A 20203-nucleotide genomic window follows, 5' to 3' on the forward strand; every position below is an offset into this window, starting at 1 on the left:
GTCAGCTCTCCTCTCGGACGCGAGGATCGAGCCACACGTAGAGCGAGTCGGCGATGAGGTTCGCCAGCAGGACGGTGAGGGTCACGAGCAGGAACACGCCCTGCATGACCGGGTAGTCGCGCTTCTGCAGCGCGGAGAACAGCAGGTACCCGATGCCCGGGTAGCTGAAGACGATCTCGGTCAGCAGCGCCCCGCCGACCACGCCGCCGAGCGCCATCGCGAAGCCGGTGAACTGCGGCAGCATCGCGTTGCGGGCCGCATACCGCCAGCGCACGCGCGCGGGCGGGAGGCCCTTGGCCTGAGCGAGGAGCACGTAGTCCTCGCGCACCGTCGTGACGGTCATGTTGCGCATGCCCAGCATCCATCCCCCGAACGCCGAGAAGATGATCGTCAGCGCGGGCAGCGCGCCGTACTGCATGACGCTCAGCACGAACGCGGGCTCGAGCGAGATCGGGAGGTTCGGGTCGTACCCGCCCGAGAGCGGGAACCAGCCGAGGACGAAGCCGAACAGCCACAGGGCCAGCAGGGCGATCCAGAAGTAGGGCACCGACGAGACGAAGGTGATGAGCGGCGTCATGATCGAGTCGAACCGCGACCCGGCCCGCCATCCGACCGCGACTCCGAGCATCGTGCCGAGCACGAACGAGATGACCGTCGTCGTGCCCACGAGCAGGAGCGTCCACGGCAGGCCTGCGCCGACGAGGTCGGCGACCGGCACCGGGAAGTTCGAGATCGACACCCCGAGGTCGAATCGCGCCAGCTGGCCGATGTAGGCCCCGTACTGCTCGAACAGGTTCTGGTCGGGATTGCCGAAGAGGCCGCGGATCGACACGAGCGCCTCCGGCGCCAGGGCCTGACCGCTCACCCGCTCGAGCTGGTCGATGATCGCCGCCGACGGGTCACCGGGCATGAGGCGCGGGATGACGAAGTTCAACGTGATCGCCGACCAGGCCGCGACCAGGTAGAACCCGAGGCGCTTGAGGAGGAAGGCGCCGCTGCGCCGACGAGGCTTCCGGCGCGCCGAGACCTCGGCCAGAGCCGTCGTCGTCGTGGGCGTGGCAGCCCCGCCGAGCGCGGTCATGACGCGGGCTTCAGCGAGAGCAGGGTGCGGACGGTGTCGGGCCCGAGGCTCGGGAAGGGCACCGCGTCGAAGTCGTCGGGCGTCGGCCAGCCGGTCCAGTGCGTCGCGTTGACGTCGACGAACCAGTACGAGTTGTACAGCGGGCTGAAGGGAACCTCGTCGACGACGATCCGCTGCATCTCCTGTCCGAGCGAGCGGAGCGTCTCCTCGTCTGCCGCCCGGGTCATATCCGACAGGATGCGGTCGGTCTCGGGGTCGTTCCAGCGTCCGATGTTGGTCGCGGCCGCGGTACCGAGCGGTTCGACGTACCGGCTGTCGAGGAAGCCGTAGACGCCGTAGACCCCGGCACCGCCGGTCGTGGCGATCGTCAGGTCGAAGTCGCCCGTCTTCTGCTGGTCGTAGAGGGTCGCCCCCGGAGCCCCGGCCGGGGCCACCGAGATGCCCAGCACCGACTTCCAGCTGTTGATCATGATGTCGGCGTAGGCGTTCCACCCGAAGTCCTGGTTGAACGACAGCCGGGGCGAGTACCGCTGCCCGTCCTTCTCCAGAGCGCCGTCGACGACCGTGAAGCCGGATGCCGCGAGCGCGGCCTGCGCGGCGGCGGCATCCACGTCCTGCACGACACCGCGATACTCCGGAGCGATCCAGTCGGCGTAGATCTGGTCGACGAGGCCCGTCGGGCCGGCCTCGGTGCCCGGCCGGTTGAGCGTCGCGGTGATGTCCGAGCGTGGGATCGACAGCGCGAGTGCCCGCCGCAGGTCGGCGTTGTCGAAGGGCGGCTGCGCGGTGTTGTACATCATCGAGTAGGCCCCGCCCGTCGCGTAGAGCTGGTACAGGTTCGTCTCGGGGTTCTGCGCGACGAACTCCTCCTCCGCACCCGCCCACGATGCCGGCGCCCAGTCGACGTCGCCGCGGAGCAGCTGCGCCTTGACCGCCTCGCCGTTCGTCGCGAGCACCTTGAGGTAGGTCATGGGCATCTGCCCGCCCCAGTAGTCGTCGCGCGCCTTGAGCGTCACCTGCTGGGCCGCGAACGCATCGACCGTGAAGGGGCCCGTGCCCACCGGGTCGGGGTTCGTCCAGCTCATGAGGTCCTGGTCGCGCCAGATGTGCTCGGGAACGACCGGCAGCGAGCTCGAGGCGAACTGGTTGAGCGCGGCGAACGAGGGCTCGGCGAAGTCGACCTGAACCGTGTCGTCGTCGATCTTGCTCACCGCCTCATAGGTCACGCCCGCGAGGTTGAGCTCGGGCCGCTCGAGCGGGAGCGAGAGCGAGTAGACGACGTCGTCGGCATCCATCGTCTCGCCGTCCGAGAACGTGACGTCCGGGCGCAGCTCGATCGTGAGAGCCGTGCCGGCCTCGTCGAACTGCAGCGATTCGGCGAGCCACGGCTCGACGACGGCGCCGTTGGCGTAGTCGATGCGAGCGAGCGGCTCGTAGATCAGCTCGGCGTTGGGGGCCTTCTCGGTCGCGGGACCGAGGACGTTGTAGTTGCGGACGTAGGTCGTACCGCCGTCGGACTTGCCGTAGATCAGCGTCTCGGCTCGGGCGGCGGTGTTCGTAGCGGTGCCCGGCGTGCAGGCGGCCAGAGCGAGCGCCGCGGTCGCGAGGGCGGCAGCGGCGGCGATTCGGGAAGTGCGCATTCCGGTCTCCTGTGACGTGGCGTGCGGTTTCGGCGGTCATACGTATGAGCGCCGATCCGTAGAAGAACAACGGTGTGCTTCTACGTATGACCAGCACGGTAGCGGGCGGGGCGCGACGGTGTCAACGGTCATTTCCATGGCGGTGGCGACACACCTGTCAGAGTCGCGGGGCCGGTGGTGCTCAGCGCTCGATGCGAAGCATCACCAGCACCACCGGTCCTGCAGATGTATCGCGACGTGATGCGACAGGGTCAGGCCGCGAGCACGACCCGCAGCTGCTCGATAGCCCAGTCGAGCTCGGTCGCCCGGACGACCAGCGGCGGAGCCAGCACGACCGTCGCGTCACCCACGACGTCGACCAGCAGGCCGCGCGCGACGAGTCGCCGAGCGACCTCGGCCGCCGTCACGACCTCGGGGTCGACGTCGACGCCCGCCCAGACACCCGCGGTGCGGACGCCGACGGCCCCGGCTCCCACGAGCACCTCGATCCGCGCGGCCAGGTGCTCGGCGAGCGCGCGGGCCCGGTTCTGCAGCTCGCCCGCCTCGAGCATCTCGACCACGCGGTGCGCGATGGCGCTCGCGAGCGGAGACACCGGCACCGGTGCCGTTGCTTCACCGAGCAGCGCTCGGCTTCCGACGACGGCAGCGACGGGAATGATGCCTCCGCCGAGCGCCGGCCCGATCACCCGGAGATCGGGGGCCTCACCCTCCCCGCCGAGCGCGACGGTGTCGCCGAGCCGGCCGAGGCCGCTGCGCGTCTCGTCGAGGATCAGGATGACCCCGCGGTCGGCGCACGCCCGTCGCGCGGCCGCGAGATAGCCCGCGGGCGCGGCGATGACTCCTGCTGCGGCCTGGACGGGTTCGAGGACGACGGCGCCGACGGTGCCGTCCAGCGCCGCGACGAGAGCGTCGATGTCACCGAAGGGCACCGTGGCCGCGCCGGATGCCGCGAACTCGGGGTGCGAGCCGGCCGCGACGACGACGTTCCCCCGCTCCCCCGCGCCGAGCGCGATCTCGACGGCGGCTCGGAGCGCGTCGGGCCCGGAGGCAGCCGGAAGCACCGCCTCAGCGCCGAGCACGGCAGCGAGCGCGTCGGCGAATCCGTCCGTACGGTCGTCGGCGACGACCGCGCTCCTCGCCGTCAACCGCCCGAGCTGCTCGGTCGCGACGGCGAGCAGGGCGGGATGCCGATGCCCGAAGGTGAGCGCCGGGTCGCCGGTCAGGTCGAGGTAGCGACGCCCCTCGACGTCGGTCATCCACGCCCCGTCGCCCGTCGCGACCATGACCGGCAGCAGGGGCGGCTTTCCCGCGAGGACATGCACAGGGGCTCCTGCCTCGCTTGCATCGGGCGTCGGGCGGTGGTCGGCGAACGTCATTCGGGCTCCTGGCTTCGGCGGTCGCGCACGCGGCGGCGGGTCGCCGGGCGGCCGGCACCCATTCTCCCCCGGGCGCCCGTGGGGCCCGCTGTGCGATTGCGCAAGATGCTGCCGGATCGCTTGCCCGACTGCCAGGCTGGGATCACACCACCGCGAAACGTCGAAGGAGACCCATGCAGCAGCGCACCCTCGGACCGTTCACCGTCTCGGCCATCGGCCTGGGCGGGATGCCCGTCTCGATGAACAATGACAAGCAGATCCCCGACCGCGAGGATGCCGTCGCGACGGTCCACGCCGCGCTCGACGCGGGCGTCACCCTGCTCGACACGGCGGACATCTACGCCCCGAGCTGGGACACGATGGGCCACAACGAGGAGATCATGGCCGAGGCCCTGGCCACGTGGAGCGGCGATCGGTCTCAGATCGTCGTAGCGACCAAGGGCGGGATCACTCGCAGCGAGGGCGAGAAGTGGGGTCGGGACGGCTCGCTCGACTATCTCCGGAAGGCCGTCGAGGCGTCGCTCCGCGCTCTCCGCGTCGATGTGATCGACCTCTACCAGTACCACCGGCCCGACCGCTGGATGGTCTACGGCGAGGTGATGGAGAACCTCAAGACCCTGCAGCAGGAGGGCAAGATCCGCGCGGTCGGCATCTCGAACGCGAGCGTCGAGGAGATCGAGATCGCCGAGCAGGTGCTCGGCGAGGGCAACCTCACGAGCGTGCAGAACGAGTTCTCGCCGCGGCATCCGGGCAGCTACGACGAGCTGCGGTACTGCGTCGACCGCGGGATCGCCTTCCTCCCCTGGAGCCCCCTGGGCGGCACGGGCGGCGGAGCGCGGTCGATCGGCGAGCGCTTCGCCGCCTTCGGCGAGGTCGCCCGCGCCCACGACGTGAGCCCGCAGCAGGTCGTGCTGGCATGGGAGCTGGGGCTGGGCGACACCGTCATCCCCATCCCGGGAGCCCGTCGGGCGGAGTCGATCATCGACAGCGCGAAGGCCGTCCACCTCGAGCTCTCGGGCGACGAGCGCGCGCGCCTGTCGCGGTCGGTCGGCATCGACGCCTGACCCGGCGCACGGACGTCACGACGGCCCGCTCCGGTTCGCCCGGGGCGGGCCGCCGCGCGTCCGGCGCTGCTGCCACTCAGGCCGTGAGTGGATGCTCGCCGACGACGGCATCCGCGTTCATCGGGATGGGCCCGTGGATGCGGGGCCGTCCGTCGACCCTCGTGACCTCGACGCCGTTGCGGGCGAGCCCCTCGACGCTGCAGTCGATCCGCAGCAGCGGCAGTCGCACGTCGGCGTAGACGGTCGCGACGACCGCGGCGACGTCGCCCGGATCGCAGGCTCGGATGTACCCGCCCGGCTCCCACGGCACGCCGCGCGTCGCGACCTCGTACTCGCCGAACTTGCGGCTCATGCCCCAGTCGTCGGCGATCGCGATGTGACAGACGATCTCGTCCATGACGCCTCCTTAATGAAACGCCACCGTATCATTCTGATAGCCTGTCGCCATGCCCTCGACCGCAGACCGGCGTCGCGGCCGGCCACCCGCCCATGAGCAGGCGGCGCGCGACGCCCGCATCGTCGCCGTCGCAGCTCGGCTGTTCGTCGACGTCGGCTTCCACGCCGCTTCGCTCGACGCGATCGCGCAGGAGGCAGGCGTGACCAAGCGCACCATCTACGAGCGGATCGGCGATAAGTCGGCGCTGCTCCGCGCGGCGGTGACCGACGTCCACGGCTACCTCGACGTCGCGGCACGCGACCTCCGGCAGGCCTGCACGCTCGTCGCAGCGGCGCTCTTCGCCGACCGGGCCATCGGGCTGCACCGCGCGGCCGTCGCAGTCGCCCTGGACGACCCCGCGATCTCACACGCGTTCTACGACGCGGGCCCCGTCGCGGCGCAGCGATACCTGGCCGCGCATCTGGGCGGCGACGAGCGCCGCGCCGAGCATCTCTTCGCGGCTCTCCTCGGCGAACCGCACCGCCGGCGCCTCCTCGGCATCGACCCCGAGCCGGCGGGCGCGGCGCTGGACGCCCACGTGACCGCCGTGCTCGAGCGCTTCGTCTGACCCCGCTGGCCGCGGTCAGCGGGACGTCGCCGCCGTCAGCGGGACGCGGGTGGCGCAGCGGGGTCGAGCCGGTCGAGTGCGACGATGGCGCGCGCGGCGGCCCCGCGGCGCAGGATGCCATGGACGAGCAGGACAGCCCCCACGCCGACACCCACGAGCACCGGCATGTTGAGGCCGGGCGAGAAGGCCAGCGCGATGACCACGATGGCGAGCCCGACCGCGCCGAGCCCGATGAACATGGCGCCCACGAGCGACTCACGCTCGGCCGATAGGCGGGCGAGGATCAGCGCGGGCGCGACGGATACGTCATCGGTCATCCCGTCACGCTACCGAGATGCCACCGTCGCGACCACCCGCAGCCGCCCGCGTCGACTCAGATGACCGCCTCGGACCAGTCGTCGGGGTTTCCGAAACGGTGCGCCGTGATCGTGATCGACTGCTCGTGCACGAACGGCAGCAGCTCGATGCGACCCGCCGTCGTGACCTCGTCGGCGTAGACGGCGACATCCGGATCACCCTCGGTCGCCCCCGCGACCGCCGTCCGCAGCTCGGCCACCGTGTCGCGCGAGCCGACCAGGCGGATACGGCCCGGGCGGCGATCCGCCGCGGCGATGCGCTGCAGCCATTCGCCGTCCGTCTCCACCGACACCGAGATGTCGACCTCGCCGAGCGCGCGCCGCACGTCGGCAGGAAGACCCACCGGCGAGCTCAGCGTCACCGCCGATCCGGCCCGCACGCCCGCGACGATCACGCGCAGCACCGCCTGCCAGGTCGCGTCGGACGACGCCCTGACCGCGACGTCGACGGGCCGGTAGCGGAACAGGTTCCGCTCGACGCCGAGACCCGACACGTCGCGCACCTGACCGAACTCGCGGTCCCAGGCGACGGCATCCGAGAGCGCGCCCCGCCGCAGCCATTCGAACGACTCGTAGTCGAGCGTGGGCTGGGCCGACTCGATGATGGTCGTGATCCGCGAGTCGAGACCGCGCAGGTGGAGCGTGCTGGATGCCGACCCGCTCGAGGCGCGCCACGATCCGAGACCGATGAGGTAGTTCGGTCCGCCGGCCTTCGTACCCGCGCCCACAGATGACCGCTTCCAACCGCCGAAGGGCTGCCGCTGGACGATGGCGCCGGTGATGCCGCGGTTGACGTACAGGTTGCCCGCCTCGACCCGCTCGAGCCACGTCGCGAGGTCGGCGGCATCCTGCGTGTGAAGCCCCGCGGTCAGCCCGTAGGCGACTGCGTTCTGCAGTTCGATCGCGTCTTCGAGCGTGCGGGCGTGCATGACGCCGAGCACCGGCCCGAAGAACTCCTCGAGGTGCGTGCGCGATCCCGGGCTCACCCCGACCTTGACGCCCGGCGACCAGAAGCGTCCTTCGGTGTCGTCGCCGAGGTCGAGACGGCGCGGCTCGACGAGCCACCGCTCGCCGTCTTCGAGCGAGGTGAGCGCCCACTCGAGCTTGCCCTGCGGCGGCTCGATGACCGGCCCGACCTCGCTGCGCGGGTCGGTCGGCGGGCCGACCCGCAGCGAACGCGTCGCGTCGACCAGCTGGCGTGCGAAGCGCTTGGACCGACCGACCGGCCCCACGAGGATCGCCAGCGACGCCGCGGAGCACTTCTGTCCGGCGTGACCGAACGCGCTCTTGATCAGGTCGGCGGCGGCGAGATCGAGATCGGCCGAGGGCATGACGATGATGGCGTTCTTGCCGCTGGTCTCGGCCAGCAGCGGCAGCTCGGGCCGCCACGACCGGAACAGGGCCGCCGTCTCCCACGAGCCGGTGAGGATGACGCGATCGACCGACGGATGGGTGATCAGGCGGCGACCGAGATCGCCTTCGTCGATGTCGACGAGCGCGAGGAGGTCGCGGGGCACCCCGGCATCCCACAGCGCCTCGGCGACGACCGCCGCGCAGCGACGGGCCTGCGGGGCGGGCTTGAAGACGACGCCCGATCCCGCTGCGAGGGCCGCGAGCACACCGCCGGCGGGGATCGCGAGCGGGAAGTTCCACGGCGGGGTGACCACCGTGACCGACGCCGGCTGGAACACGGCGCCGCTCACCCGATCGAGCTCGCGGGCCGTCGCGGCGTAGTAGGCGGCGAAGTCGACCGCCTCGCTGACCTCGACATCTGCTTCGGCGAGCACCTTGCCGGTCTCCGACGCGGCGACCTCGATCAGCTCGGCCCGGCGCGATTCGAGCGCGCGCGAGGCCGCCAGCAGCACGGCGCTGCGGTCGGCCGCGGGCATCGCACCCCAGGCGGATGCCGCCGCGCCGACGCGCGCCACGATCTCATCGAGCGTCTCGGCGTCGTCGACCCGGGCCGCGGCGATCGTCTCGTCGCCGGCCGTGCTGCCGGCGATGCGCGAGAGGATGCGGCGGGCCCACTCCCGATTGACCGCGAGCGCGGGGTCGGAGTCGGGCGTGTTCGAGAAGCCGGGAGCTCCGAGCGCCGGCGCGCGCCGCGTCTCGCGGGGCGCGTACACCGCCGTCTCGACGAAATGCTCGCCCCCGAAGAGGACGTCGTCGCGCTGCTCGAGGGCCGTCGTGTCGTTCGGGCGACCGGCCGCGTCGGCGATGCCGAGCACGGCCTGCGTCAGACCGTCGTCGCCCTCGGCAGGGTCGCGCGTGATGCGCTGCGGCGCGAGAGAGCGCAGGGTCAGCGTGCGGTCCTGCGTGCGGTTCGGTCCGCTCGGCAGAGCCGGGTCGACCGCGCGCTCGAGCGAGGCGAGGAACCGGTCGCGTTCGCGCTCGAACAGGCTCGCGTCGGTGGCGAGATCGAACGCGGCCGACAGGAAGTTCTCGCTCGAGGCGTTCTCCTCGAGGCGGCGGACGAGGTAGCTGATCGCCACGTCGAACTCGTCGGGCCGCACGACCGGCACATAGAGCAGCACGTGGCCGACGTCGTTCGTCACCGCCGCGACCTGGCCCTGAGCCATACCGAGCAGCATCTCGATCTCGATGTCGTCACGCACCCCGCGCTCACCGGCGAGCAGCCAGGCGTAGGCGATGTCGAACAGGTTGTGTCCGGCGACACCCAGGCGCACCGCCGCACTGCGCTCGGGCCGCAGGGCGCGATCGAGGCAGCGGAGGTACATCGCGTCGGCGTCGAGCTTGCTCGCGTGGGTCGCCAGCGGCCAGCCGTGGACGGTGGCGTCGACGCGCTCCATCGCGAGGTTCGCGCCCTTGACCAGTCGCACCTTGATGCGGCTTCCGCCCGCGGCGACGCGGGCCTGCGCCCACGCCGTCAGCTCGTCGAGCGCGTCGGCGGCGTCGGGCAGGTAGGCCTGCAGCACGATGCCGGCCTCGAGCCCCCGGAGCCGCTCGTCCTCGAGGATGCGGGTGAAGACGGCGATCGTGAGATCGAGGTCGCGGTACTCCTCCATGTCGAGGTTGATGAAGGTGCCGTCTTCGGCCGCGCTCAGGTACAGCGGAAGCAGCCGCTCGACCACGTCGGCGACGACCTCGTCGAACGCCCACATCGAGATGCGGCTGACGATCGCGGAGACCTTGACCGAGACGTAGTCGACGTCGGGCCGGCGGATCAGCTCGTGGATGCCCTCGAGGCGTCGCCGGGCTTCGTCTTCGCCCAGCACGGCCTCACCGAGGAGATTGAGGTTGAGGCGGGCACCGGATTCGCGGATCCGGGCGATCGCCGGGCCGAGCTTGTGCGGTCGCGCGTCGACGACGAGGTGACCGACCATCTCGCGCAGCGCCGTGCGGGCGATGGGCACGACCGGGGTCGGCAGCATCGGGGCGACGGCGCCGCCGATGCGCACAGCGCCGCGGAGGTACCACGGCAGGAACTCCGGGACGAGGGGGGCGACGTGGTGCAGGCGGGTCGCGGCGGCGGTCACGCTCTCGGGGCGCATGACGCCATCGACGAAGCCGATCGTGAACGGCAGGCCGTTCGGGTCGCGAAGGACTCCGGCGAGGCGCTGCGCTGCGGCATCCGCAGGGAAGTCGGCCGACGTGTGCACCCATTTCTGGGCCAAAGCCACCGCCTGTTGGGCGAGGGGATCGTCGGCGGGGAAGCCCGGCGGGGTGGTGCCGGACGAAACGGTGTCGGACATGCCGCCAGCCTATGTCTCGGGCGCCCTCCGGGCGCGGCGCCTCGCCCGGGGTCAGTCCCAGATGCTGGGGGCCTCGGCGCGCGTCGAGGGCAGAGCCGTGGCGGCGGCCCACTCGGTCATCCACGGCTCGAGCGCGGGCAGGTCATCGCGGCGGCCGAGCACCGCGAAGAGCTCGTCGAGCGGCACGATACCGCCCGTACGGCGGAGGAACCGTGACCGAACGAGCATCTCGGCGTAGACCTCGCCGCGCACCACGGCACGGTGCACCATGTACACCGACTTGTCGTCGTGCCCGTGCAGGCGCGTCTCGATCGTGAACCGCTGCCAGAGGTTGAGCGACTTGCGGAAGGTGATGGTGCTGCTGGCGACGACGCCGTACCAGCCCTTCTCCTGGAAGGTGTCCCAGATGCCGTTGCGCACCAGCAGGTCGAACCGGCCGAGGTCGAACAGCGAGGCGTACCGCCCGTTGTTCATGTGCCCGAGCAGGTCGATGTCGGTGGGCAGCGTCCGCAGCTCCACCCGGCCGACCGCCATGAGCGGTCGCGGGCCGTTCCTGCGCAGCTGTCGCTTCGCTCGCCAGATCGTCAGCAGGGTCCGGAGCCACACGTTCACGAGGGCCGACGCTATCGGATGCCCTATGCCCCCGCCCGCATCCGTTGTGCATCTCCCACAACCCGCGCCCCCGCCCGCTCACAAGAACGGAGAATCGCGCGAACATCGGAGGATCTCGCGGGATCCGTCCGACGTACGCGCGATTGTCCGACGCAAGCGCGACCCGCGACGCGAGCGCCGCGGGTCAGGCGCGGGCGGTGTCGAGCACGATGACCGCCCATGAAAGGGCGGGCAGGGTCGCCCGCAGCGTGCCGTCGTCGAGACCGACGCCGCGCAGGGGCACGAGGCCGACGGCATCCTGGTCCGCCTCGGTGTTCGCCGAACGCCGGTCGCCGCCCTCGGGCACCGTCAGCACCTCGGCCGAGACGACGCTCGACGCCCCGAGCCCGCGCAGTTCGAGCGACACCTCGGTCTCGGCGTCGAGTGAGCGGTTCGCGACGAACAGCGCGACGCGGCCGGTCGACTCGTCCCAGGTGGCGGCGGCGTCGACGACATCCACATCGCCGAACTTCGCCGTCGGGGTCTGGTCCGAGTCGATCGCGAGTCGAAGCACACGGCCCTGGGCGAGCTGCGACATGCGCGCGAAGGGCCAGAAGATCGACTGCCGCCACGCGGGCCCGCCCTCCTCCGACCGGATGGGGGCGATCACGTTGACCAGCTGCGCCTGGTTGGCGATGCGCACGCGGTCGCCGTGCCGCAGCAGGCTGTGCAGGAACGTCCCGACCACGACGGCGTCGGTGACGTTGTAGGTGTCCTCGATCAGACGCGGGTGGGCACGCCATTCCTTCGACGCCGAGACGATGTGCGGCTGGTCCTCGGTGTCGAGACCGCGCTGGTACCAGACGTTCCACTCGTCGAACGAGATGTCGACCTGCTTGCGGTGCTTGCCGGCGGCCTTGACCGCGTCGATCGTCGAGACGACGCCGTCGATGAACGCGTCCATGTCGACGGCCTCGGCGAGGAAGGATGCCGCGTCGCCGCCGTCCTCCTGGTAGTAGGCGTGCATCGAGATGTAGTCGACCTCGTCGTACGCGTGGGTGAGCACCGTGTGCTCCCACGTGCCGAAGGTCGGCATCTGCCGATTCGACGACCCCACCGCGACGAGCTCGATGTCGGGGTCGACCAGGCGCATCGCCTTCGCCGTCTCCTGCGCGAGTCGGCCGTACTCGTGGGCGGTCTTGTGACCGATCTGCCACGGTCCGTCGAGCTCGTTGCCGAGGCACCACAGCCGGATGTCGAACGGGTCTGCGGCGCCGTTGCGGCGACGCAGGTCGGACCAGTACGTCCCGCCCGCGTGATTGGCGTACTCGACGAGGGCGCGCGCCTCGTCGACGCCGCGGGTGCCGAGGTTCACCGCCTCCATGACCTCGACCTCGGCCTCGCGGGCCCAGTCGACGAACTCGTGCAGCCCAAACGCGTTGGTCTCGACCGTGTGCCAGGCGCCGTCGAGCCGGTGCGGACGGTCGGCGACCGGGCCGACGCCGTCCTCCCAGTTGTAACCCGACACGAAGTTGCCTCCGGGATAGCGGACGACCGTGGCGCCGAGCTCCTTCACGAGCGAGAGCACATCGCGACGGAAGCCGCGATCGTCGGCCTGCGGGTGGCCGGGCTCGTAGATGCCGGTGTAGACGCAGCGGCCCATGTGCTCGACGAACGAGCCGAAGAGACGGCGCGGCACGTCGGCCACGGTGAAGTCGCGATCGAGGACGATGCGGGCGCGGGGCATGATGCTCCTGTTCTTTCGGGGGTGAGGGGATGCGGACGCGTGCCGGGCGGCGCCGGTCACTGACCGCCGAAGCCGGTCGTGGCGACGCCGCGGACGATCTGCTTCTGGAACACCAGGAAGACGATGATCAGCGGAACGGAGGCGAGCACGGCCTGGGCCATGACCTGCGCATATTGCACGCCGTACGCGCTGATGACGGTCTGGAGCCCCACCGGCAGGGTCATGAGGGTCGTGTCGTTGATGATGAGGAACGGCCACAGGAAGTTGTTCCACGCGCCGATGAACACGAAGATCGCGACGGCGCCGAGGATGGGCCGCGACAGCGGCAGCACGATCGACCAGAACACCCGGAAGCGTCCCGCGCCGTCGACGCGCGCGGCATCCTCGAGCTCGATCGGCACCTGGTCGAAGAACTTCTTGAGGATGAACACCATCGCCGGCGCGACGACCTGCGGCAGGATCAGACCCCAGGGGGTGTCGACGAGGTTGAAGGCGAGCATCTCGTAGAAGAGCGGGATGATCAGCACCTGCGGCGGGATGACGATCGAGGCGATGACCGCGCCGTAGAGCAGCTTCTTGCCGCGGAACTCCAGCCGCGAGAACGCGTAGGCGGCGACGGCCGAGATCGCGACGGTGAGGAGGGTGATCACGACGGAGGTCCAGAGGCTGTTGCCGGCCCAGATCCAGACGTTGCCCTGCGAGAGGATCGAGGTGAAGGCCTCGGTCGTGGGCCCGCTCTCGCCCACCCAGCCGCCGGCACCCGATGCGGCGTCGGTCTCGGTCTTGAAGGCGGTGGCGACGGCCCACAGGAACGGCAGCAGCCAGCCGATCGCCATGAGGGCGAGGGCGATGAAGGCGACGACGTTGATCGCGCTGAACCGGTGCTGACCGGGTTTGCGCCCGCGAGGGTCGGGGGCGACCCCCGGTGCGACGACGGCGCGCGTGGCCGTGGAGCTGGCGGTGGCGGCGCTCATGAGTGCTCCTTCCGGCGACGGGTGGCGAGGGCCTGGACGACGCCGATCAGGACGATCACGGCGAAGAAGACGTACGAGATGGCTGCCGAGTAGCCGAAGCGATATCCGACGAACCCGGACTCGTAGATGTACTGGACGATCGAGCGAGTGGTCTCGCTCGCGATGCCTCCGAGCATCTGGTACGCCTGATCGAACAGCTTCAGCGACGCCAGCACCTGCAGGATGACGATGAGCACGGTGACCTGTCCGAGCTGCGGGATCGTGATCGAGAAGAGCTTGCGCCACTCCCCCGCGCCGTCGATCGATGCGGCTTCGTACTGGGTCTCGGGGATGTTCTGGAGGGCCGCGAGGTAGAGCAGGAAGTTGAATCCGATCGTCCACCACACCGTCGCGACGACGATGGCGAGCATGTTGGTGTCGGGGTTCTGCAGCCAGGCGATCGGCTCGAGCCCGAATGCCTCGAGGATGCCGTTGGCCGCGCCGATCTGCGGGTTGAAGATCCAGACCCAGATCTGCGAGATCACGGTCGAGGCCAGCAGGTAGGGCATGAAGAACGACAGTCGCCAGAGCCACTGCCCGGGCAGGCCGCGTTGCACGAGGAGCGCCATGACGAGGGCGATCACGACCAGCGGCACGGTCGAGAGCACCGTGAACCAGGCGGTGTTGCCCAGCGACTGCCACATGACGGGATCGCCGAGGGCCTCGACGTAGTTCGCGATGCCGATGAACGAGCCACCGGCGCCCGTGAGCGACTGGTCGGTGAAGCTGAGGTAGAGCCCGTGCAGCAGCGGCCACACGAGGAAGAGGAGGAAGGCGGCGAGGAATGGCGCGAGGAAGGTCCAGGCGATGCGCTGCTCGCCGCGGTCGCCGACGTGCCGGTGCCGCCCCGTGCGGTCGCCGGTGACGATCGTGCGCGTCGCGGCGGTGTCGGCGAGTCCGGCGCGCCCGGATCCGGTGTCGAGGGTCATGCGCGGGCTCCTTCCGGCGCGGCCGGGTTGGGCGTCTTCAGGCGCTGGTCGACGCCCGTGCGGAAGCGTGCGATCGCCTGGGCGGGGTCGGCGCCCTGGAGCAGGACGTTCTGCACGGCGGCGCCGAAGTCGGCCTGGAATCGAGAGCCCGAGCCGGTGAACCACGCGGGCGGGTCGTATCTGACGAGCTCCGCGGCCTCGGCGTAGTGCGCCTGCGGCAGCAGATCGGCGTACGCGGCGGACTGCGTCACCGGCAGGTAGGCGGGGATGTGGCCGGCGCCGGCCCAGTCGAACGAGCCCTTCAGGATGTCGGCGACGAAGCGGTAGACGAGGTCGCGTGACTCCTCGTCGGGTGCGCTCTGGTGCGGCAGGGTGAACGAGTGCGAGTCGGCGTAGACCGACGGGGTGCCGAACACCGCCGGGATGATCGCGGCATCGATCGGGAGGTTCTGCTGCTGCATCGACCGCAGCTCCCACACGCCGGTGAGGAAGAGTCCGCTGCGGCCCGTCGCGAACTCGGCGATGGCGCTCTGGTAGTCGGCGCTCCGCGAGGCGATCTCGTCGTCGAGCAGCTGCTGCATGAAGCTGAGCGCCGCGACCGCGGCATCCTCGTCGATCTGCGCCTGGCCGCCCTCGGGCAGCTCGATCTCGAGGCCGTGCTGCGTGTAGAGCGTGTAGAACAGGCGCCACATCTGCGCTCCGTCGCCCAGATAGCCGAACGACAGCCCGTGCGACTCCGACACCGCGGCCACGGCACGCCCGAGCTCGAGGAAGTCCTCGGGCGAGGTGATCGGCGGCAGCTTGCCGTCACTGTCGAGCACTCCCGCCTCGGCGCAGATGTCGGTGTTGTACATCAGGATGAACGGGTGGGCGTCGAGCGCGACGCTGTAGAGGTCATCGCCGATGAAGCCCTTGCGCCAGATCGCGTCGGTGAAGGTGCTCGCGTCAACGCCGAGGTCGGCCAGCCGCCCGGTGTCCCAGGTGTCGAGGAGACCGCCCGGCGCGTATCCGACGACCCGCGACGCGTGCATGACCGAGACGTCGGGCGCCCGGCCGCCCGCAGCCGCCATCGCGAGCTTCGTATAGTACGGCTCGCCCCAGGCGAGCACCGTCGGCCGCACGCGATAGTCGGACTGCGCGGCGTTGACGCCGTCGATGAGCCCCGACATCGTCACCCCGTCGGCACCCGAGAGCAGGTGCCAGAACTGGAGCGTGCGGGCGTTGGAGCCGCCGGGGAGCCCCGCGCACGACGCGAGGAAAGCGGTTCCGGCGAGGGCGGCGGCTCCGGTGAGGAACCGCCGCCGACTGAGTTCGAGGGGTGGGGTCATCGGTCACTCCTTTGTGACGGCACGACATTGTGACAACCGCGGACCCTCACACTTTTACATCGATGTAATCAATGCGCAAGGAAAAGGTCGGATACCGCCACCGATGGCCGCTGACAACCGCGGGCAGGCGTCAGCGACGCGCGAGAACGCCCCCGGGCGCCGCGCCCGTGCTGGCCCGGGCGATCACGCGGTGCTCGATCGCTACCGCGCGCACCGGGATGTCGCGAGCCGCGATGCGCTCCTCCAGGAGTGCGACGGTCGCGCGCGCGAACTCATCGCGATCGAACGACACGGTCGTCAACTCGGGCGTCGTGTATCGCGACTGCTCGATGTCGTCGAAGCCGCACACGAGGACGTCGTCGGGAACCCGGATGCCGGCTTCGGCGAGCGCATGCAGCGCGCCCACTGCTATCGAGTCGGTGAAGCACAGCACGGCATCGAAGTCGACCCGGCGCTCGAGGAGGGTCCGGACACCGATCGCGCCCGCCTCGAGGTTCCAGGGCAGGACGTTGACCTCGCGGTGCCGGTCGTGCTCGAGGCCCGCCTCGACGAGCGCGTCTCGCATACCCGCCAGGCGCAGACGGCTCGTCGCCGTGGCGAGGGCCGACTGCTCATCGCCGCCGATCGCGGCGATGCGTCGCGCGCCCCGCGCCACCAGATGCGCGACCGCGTCGCGCGCCCCGGCGCGACTGTCGACGAGGACCCGGTCGGTGACATGCTGCTCGACCTCGCCGATCAGAACCACGGGCGGCAGCCGGTGGTCGCGGTCCACGACGCTGTCCTCGATGCGGATCGGGTTGAGCACCACGCCGTCGACGAGATGCTGACGCGCCCGTGAGACGAGGTCGCGCTCGCGTTGGGGTTCGAGTGCCGTCTCTTCGATCTGCACGGCGTAGCCGCGCTGGTGGGCAGCGTTGACGAGGTGATGCAGCATCTCTGCCGAGAAGGCCGTCGCGAGGTCGGGCAGCGCGATGGCGATCACGCCGGAGCGGCCGTTGCGCAGGCCCCGGGCGCTGAGGTTGGGTACGAAGTCGAGCTCGCGCATGGCCGACTCCACGCGCTGCTGCGTCTCGGGGCGCACAGCCGCGGTGCCTGTCAGCACGTTCGAGACCGTCTTCGCCGAGACTCCGGCGAGCGCCGCCACATCCTTCATGGTGGCTCGGCCGGCCTGCTGCTTCGGCATGAGCACAGACTAGGCCCCGCACATCTCCTCGTTCGGCCATGTTGCGGCGGAAACCGCGGCGACAGGAGCCTCGAAGAAGGCGAGCTCGTGACGCATCGACCGCGCGAACGCGACGCTCATGCGCTCACGTTCCGAGGCCGATGCTTCGCTCGCAGCCCGCTCCGCGATCTCGACGGCGGAACGGTTCGAGGCCGCGAAGGCCGGATCGGCGTAGGTCGAGAGCCAGTCGCGATAGGGATGCCCGGCATGCGAGGCCAGCACGAAGCGCTCGCCCAGGTCGGCGTAGAGCCAGAAGCACGGTAGGAGCGCGGCCACCACTTCACCGTACGACCCTCGAGCAGTCGCGGCGTGCAGATGGTCGGTGTAGGCGAGCGTCGCGGGAGCGGGGGCTGCGGCATCCGCTCCGACCCGCGCGCGGTGCAGTTCGGACTCGACCGCGACCGCCGTAGCGGCCGCTTCCGCCCAGAACACCTGTTCGTCGCTCCGCGGCGCCAGAGCGCTGGCCCGGGCGAGCACGCGGGCGTACTCGGACAGGTAGAGCGCGTCCTGCCGGAGATACCAGGCGAACACCGACTCATCGAGCTCGCCCGTGCGCAGCCCGTCGACGAAGCTGCACGCGTCGACCGCGGCGCGGAGCGGGGCCACATCCGCCCATGCCTGCGTCGTCCACGACACGGGCGGCGCCGGCGGCACAAGCTGCGGGCGGATCTCGTGCAGGTGGTCGACGGGACCGTTGCCCCCGCCGACGGCGAGAGCGGCACCGGCGGCGATCGCGCCGGCGAGCCAGTCCGTGGCGCGTGCGAGCGCATCGCTCCAGCCCCGGCCGGCTGCGCCGAGGGTCGCCATGGCCGCGGACAGCGAGCATCCCGTGCCGTGGGTGTTCGTCGAGGCGATGCGCGGCCGTGACACCTCCCCCGCGACGCCTTCGGGCGTCACGATGGCGTCGGGGCATTCGTCGCCGCCGAGGTGCCCGCCCTTCACGAGTACCGTCGCCCCCGACGAGCGGGCGAACCGCAGCGCTTGGGCCAGCGCGTCCGGCCAGGTGCCCGCGACCGGCTCGTCGGCCAGAACGGCGAGCTCGGGCAGGTTGGGTGTCACGAGATCGACGCGCATGCAGAGGGCACGGATCGCCGCCTCCGCCGCGTGATCGAGCAGGCGGTCGCCGCTCGTGGCGACCATGACGGGGTCCAGCACGACGAGGTCGCCACCCCGACGCGCGAGCCAGTCGTCGACGACCGCGACCAGCGGCTCGGAGTGCAGCATCCCGATCTTCACCGCATCGATCTCGACGTCGTCGCCCACGGCGTCGAGCTGCGCGCGCAGGAACTCGGCGGGCGGCGCGTGCACCGCCCGCACGCCGCGGGTGTTCTGCGCCACCAGAGCGGTCACCACGGCCATCCCGTAGCCGCCCATCGCGGCGATCGACTTCAGGTCGGCCTGGATGCCCGCACCTCCGGACGGGTCGGTGCCCGCGATGCTCAGCACCCGCGGCACGCGCACCGCCCGCGGCATCCCCGCCGCCCGCGCCCTCACCGCGCCGCTCCGTCCGACGCGCCGCGTGAATGACGGGCCGCCGCAGCGGTGAAGGCCCGGGCCGCGGCAGCGGGATCCGCGGCACCGCAGATCGCCGACACCACGGCGACCCCGGCCGCGCCCGCCCGGCGGAGCGGGACGACGTCATCGGCGCCGACGCCACCGATCGCGACGCACGCGAGCGGGGTCGACGCGGCCCGCGCCGCGAACCCCGCGATGCCGAGTGCCGGCGGGTGATCGGCCTTCGTCGCCGTCGGCCGGATGACGCCGACTCCGAGGTAGTCGAGGGTGCCCTCCGGCATCGCGTGAGCGGCCCGCAGATGGTCTTCGGTGTTCGCCGTCCAACCGATCACGGCGGTCGGCCCGAGCAGTCTGCGCGCGGTGATGGGCGGGATGTCGTTCTGCCCGAGGTGCACGCCGTCGACCTGCGCACCCGCGTCCCGCGCGGCGAGGGCGACGTCGACCCGGTCATCGATGAGGAGCGGCACCCGCCCCGCGATCGCATCCGACAGCACACGCGCGCGGCGCACCAGCTCCGCCGCCTCGCACGTCTTGTCACGCAGCTGCACGAGGGTCACCCCGCCGGCGACGGCAGCATCGACGATCGACGGCAGCGCCTCGAAGCCGACGCGGTCGTCGGTGACGAGGTGCAGGGCGAGGGACTCGCGACGGATCACTGCGCAACGCCCGACGTCGAGACCTCCATCGACACCCGCGACTCGTCGAGCTCGTCGGGCGCGAGCGCGGCGAGCGCATCGAGGAAGGCCACGGCGAACGAACCCGGCCCCGAAGAGACGGATGCCGCGGCCTCGGCCGCTCGCTTGTGCGCGACGGACGCGGCGACCGCCGCCGAGAGGGGGGCCGTCACCCCGAGGAAGGCGGCCATAGTCGCACCGAGCGAGCAGCCGCCGCCGGTGACGCGCGTCAGCAAGGGGTCTCCCCCGCGGACCCGCGCGATCCGGTCTCCGTCCGTGATCAGGTCGACCGGACCCGACACCGCCACGACCGCCCCCGTGCGACGCGCGAGCGACAGCGCTGCGTCGCGCACCGTGTCCGGATCGTCGACGCTGTCGACTCCGCGACCGCCCGATCCGCTGCCGGCAACCGCCGCGATCTCCGACGCGTTACCGCGGATGATCGCGGGCCGAGCCGAGACGAGCTCGGCGGCGAGCGCCGTCCGGACCGGCAGCGTCCCCACCGCGACCGGGTCGAGAACCCAGCGTCGCGTCACCTGGACGACTTCGCGGGCGCCGGCCTGCTGCTGCGGCGTGGGGGTTCCGAGGTTGAGCAGGACACCGTCGGCGACCCCGGCGAAGATCCCGGCCTCACCCTCGATGTCGACCATGGCGGGACTCGCACCGAGCGCGAGCAGCGCATTCGCGGTGAAGCCGGTGACGACGGCGTTGGTCACGCAGTGCGTGAGCGGGGCGGCATCCCGCAGCGCTCGGAGCGCCGCCTCCGGACCTCGGACGGTGGGCACGACATCGCGCATCTCGACATCCCTTCGCCAGCATTGCACTGGAGCAGGTTCGACGGGTCTGATCTCAGCTCGCGGTCGCGGGCACCCCGTGTCGGGACCCGACCATAGCAGGCCTGTTTCGGTGCCGAGATGACGGCTCCCTTTTCTCCTGGCCCCCGCAGCGCG

Annotated in this window: 17 protein-coding genes and 1 riboswitch; of the genes, 2 read left to right on the forward strand and 15 right to left on the reverse strand. The window is 71.1% G+C overall.

The genetic code is table 11. From position 1 onward, the window contains the following. Position 1 precedes the first annotated feature (1 nt). From DEU36_RS07230 to DEU36_RS07240, 3 genes are all read right to left on the reverse strand, one after another. Positions 2 to 1081 carry an ABC transporter permease gene (locus DEU36_RS07230; RefSeq protein ID WP_120263556.1) on the reverse strand — a complete coding sequence of 360 codons (1080 nt, stop codon included), beginning with the start codon at positions 1079 to 1081 and terminating at the stop codon, positions 2 to 4. Next, the gene (locus tag DEU36_RS07235; RefSeq protein ID WP_120263557.1) at positions 1078 to 2721 is read right to left on the reverse strand and encodes an ABC transporter substrate-binding protein; all 1644 of its coding nucleotides are present in this window, start codon (positions 2719 to 2721) and stop codon (positions 1078 to 1080) included. Before DEU36_RS07235 ends, DEU36_RS07230 begins: the two co-directional genes overlap by 4 nt. 251 nt (positions 2722 to 2972) lie before the next feature. After that, a complete protein-coding gene (locus tag DEU36_RS07240; protein WP_120263558.1) occupies positions 2973 to 4097 on the reverse strand; it encodes an aminotransferase class III-fold pyridoxal phosphate-dependent enzyme in 1125 nt (374 codons plus the stop codon). A gap of 173 nt (positions 4098 to 4270) precedes the next feature. On the opposite strand from DEU36_RS07240, the gene DEU36_RS07245 reads away from it, so the two are divergent. Beyond that, positions 4271 to 5161: an aldo/keto reductase gene (locus DEU36_RS07245; RefSeq protein WP_120263559.1), complete on the forward strand. Its 891-nt coding sequence runs from the start codon at positions 4271 to 4273 to the stop codon at positions 5159 to 5161. 76 nt (positions 5162 to 5237) lie between these two features. Here DEU36_RS07245 and DEU36_RS07250 read toward each other — a convergent pair whose 3' ends face one another. After that, positions 5238 to 5558, reverse strand: coding sequence for a DUF952 domain-containing protein (locus DEU36_RS07250; protein ID WP_120263560.1), 321 nt, complete (start codon positions 5556 to 5558; stop codon positions 5238 to 5240). A 49-nt stretch (positions 5559 to 5607) separates the two neighbouring features. Between DEU36_RS07250 and DEU36_RS07255 the strand changes: the two genes are divergently transcribed. Further along, positions 5608 to 6165 carry a TetR/AcrR family transcriptional regulator gene (locus DEU36_RS07255; protein WP_120263561.1) on the forward strand — a complete coding sequence of 186 codons (558 nt, stop codon included), beginning with the start codon at positions 5608 to 5610 and terminating at the stop codon, positions 6163 to 6165. 35 nt (positions 6166 to 6200) lie between these two features. Here DEU36_RS07255 and DEU36_RS07260 read toward each other — a convergent pair whose 3' ends face one another. From DEU36_RS07260 to thiM, 11 genes are all read right to left on the reverse strand, one after another. Beyond that, positions 6201 to 6482 carry a hypothetical protein gene (locus DEU36_RS07260; protein ID WP_120263562.1) on the reverse strand — a complete coding sequence of 94 codons (282 nt, stop codon included), beginning with the start codon at positions 6480 to 6482 and terminating at the stop codon, positions 6201 to 6203. 56 nt (positions 6483 to 6538) lie between these two features. Next, positions 6539 to 10234: a proline dehydrogenase family protein gene (locus DEU36_RS07265; protein ID WP_120263563.1), complete on the reverse strand. Its 3696-nt coding sequence runs from the start codon at positions 10232 to 10234 to the stop codon at positions 6539 to 6541. Between the two features lie 51 nt (positions 10235 to 10285). Beyond that, complete coding sequence (locus DEU36_RS07270) at positions 10286 to 10846, reverse strand: thioesterase family protein (RefSeq protein WP_120263564.1); 561 nt, start codon at positions 10844 to 10846, stop codon at positions 10286 to 10288. A 184-nt stretch (positions 10847 to 11030) separates the two neighbouring features. Then, positions 11031 to 12572, reverse strand: a complete 1542-nt coding sequence (locus DEU36_RS07275; RefSeq protein WP_120263565.1) for an alpha-N-arabinofuranosidase — start codon at positions 12570 to 12572, stop codon at positions 11031 to 11033. Positions 12573 to 12628: 56 nt separating this feature from the next. Beyond that, positions 12629 to 13546 carry a carbohydrate ABC transporter permease gene (locus DEU36_RS07280; RefSeq protein WP_120263566.1) on the reverse strand — a complete coding sequence of 306 codons (918 nt, stop codon included), beginning with the start codon at positions 13544 to 13546 and terminating at the stop codon, positions 12629 to 12631. Continuing rightward, a complete protein-coding gene (locus DEU36_RS07285) occupies positions 13543 to 14514 on the reverse strand; it encodes a carbohydrate ABC transporter permease (protein WP_120263567.1) in 972 nt (323 codons plus the stop codon). The genes DEU36_RS07280 and DEU36_RS07285 overlap by 4 nt, the downstream gene beginning before the upstream one ends. Next, positions 14511 to 15842 (reverse strand): extracellular solute-binding protein, encoded by a 1332-nt coding sequence (locus DEU36_RS07290; protein WP_120263568.1) that lies wholly within the window; start codon positions 15840 to 15842, stop codon positions 14511 to 14513. The genes DEU36_RS07285 and DEU36_RS07290 overlap by 4 nt, the downstream gene beginning before the upstream one ends. Positions 15843 to 15972: 130 nt before the next feature. Continuing rightward, positions 15973 to 17025, reverse strand: a complete 1053-nt coding sequence (locus DEU36_RS07295) for a LacI family DNA-binding transcriptional regulator (protein WP_120264421.1) — start codon at positions 17023 to 17025, stop codon at positions 15973 to 15975. Between the two features lie 9 nt (positions 17026 to 17034). Beyond that, a complete protein-coding gene (thiD, locus tag DEU36_RS07300; protein ID WP_259455264.1) occupies positions 17035 to 18558 on the reverse strand; it encodes a bifunctional hydroxymethylpyrimidine kinase/phosphomethylpyrimidine kinase in 1524 nt (507 codons plus the stop codon). Further along, the gene (gene thiE / locus DEU36_RS07305) at positions 18555 to 19235 is read right to left on the reverse strand and encodes a thiamine phosphate synthase (protein WP_259455265.1); all 681 of its coding nucleotides are present in this window, start codon (positions 19233 to 19235) and stop codon (positions 18555 to 18557) included. The genes thiD and thiE overlap by 4 nt, the downstream gene beginning before the upstream one ends. Beyond that, positions 19232 to 20050: a hydroxyethylthiazole kinase gene (gene thiM, locus DEU36_RS07310; RefSeq protein WP_120264423.1), complete on the reverse strand. Its 819-nt coding sequence runs from the start codon at positions 20048 to 20050 to the stop codon at positions 19232 to 19234. Before thiM ends, thiE begins: the two co-directional genes overlap by 4 nt. Then, positions 20041 to 20137, reverse strand: a riboswitch (TPP riboswitch). It overlaps the preceding gene by 10 nt. Positions 20138 to 20203 lie beyond the last annotated feature (66 nt).

This window comes from Microbacterium sp. AG238, from assembly GCF_003610405.1.
Classification (GTDB): domain Bacteria; phylum Actinomycetota; class Actinomycetes; order Actinomycetales; family Microbacteriaceae; genus Microbacterium.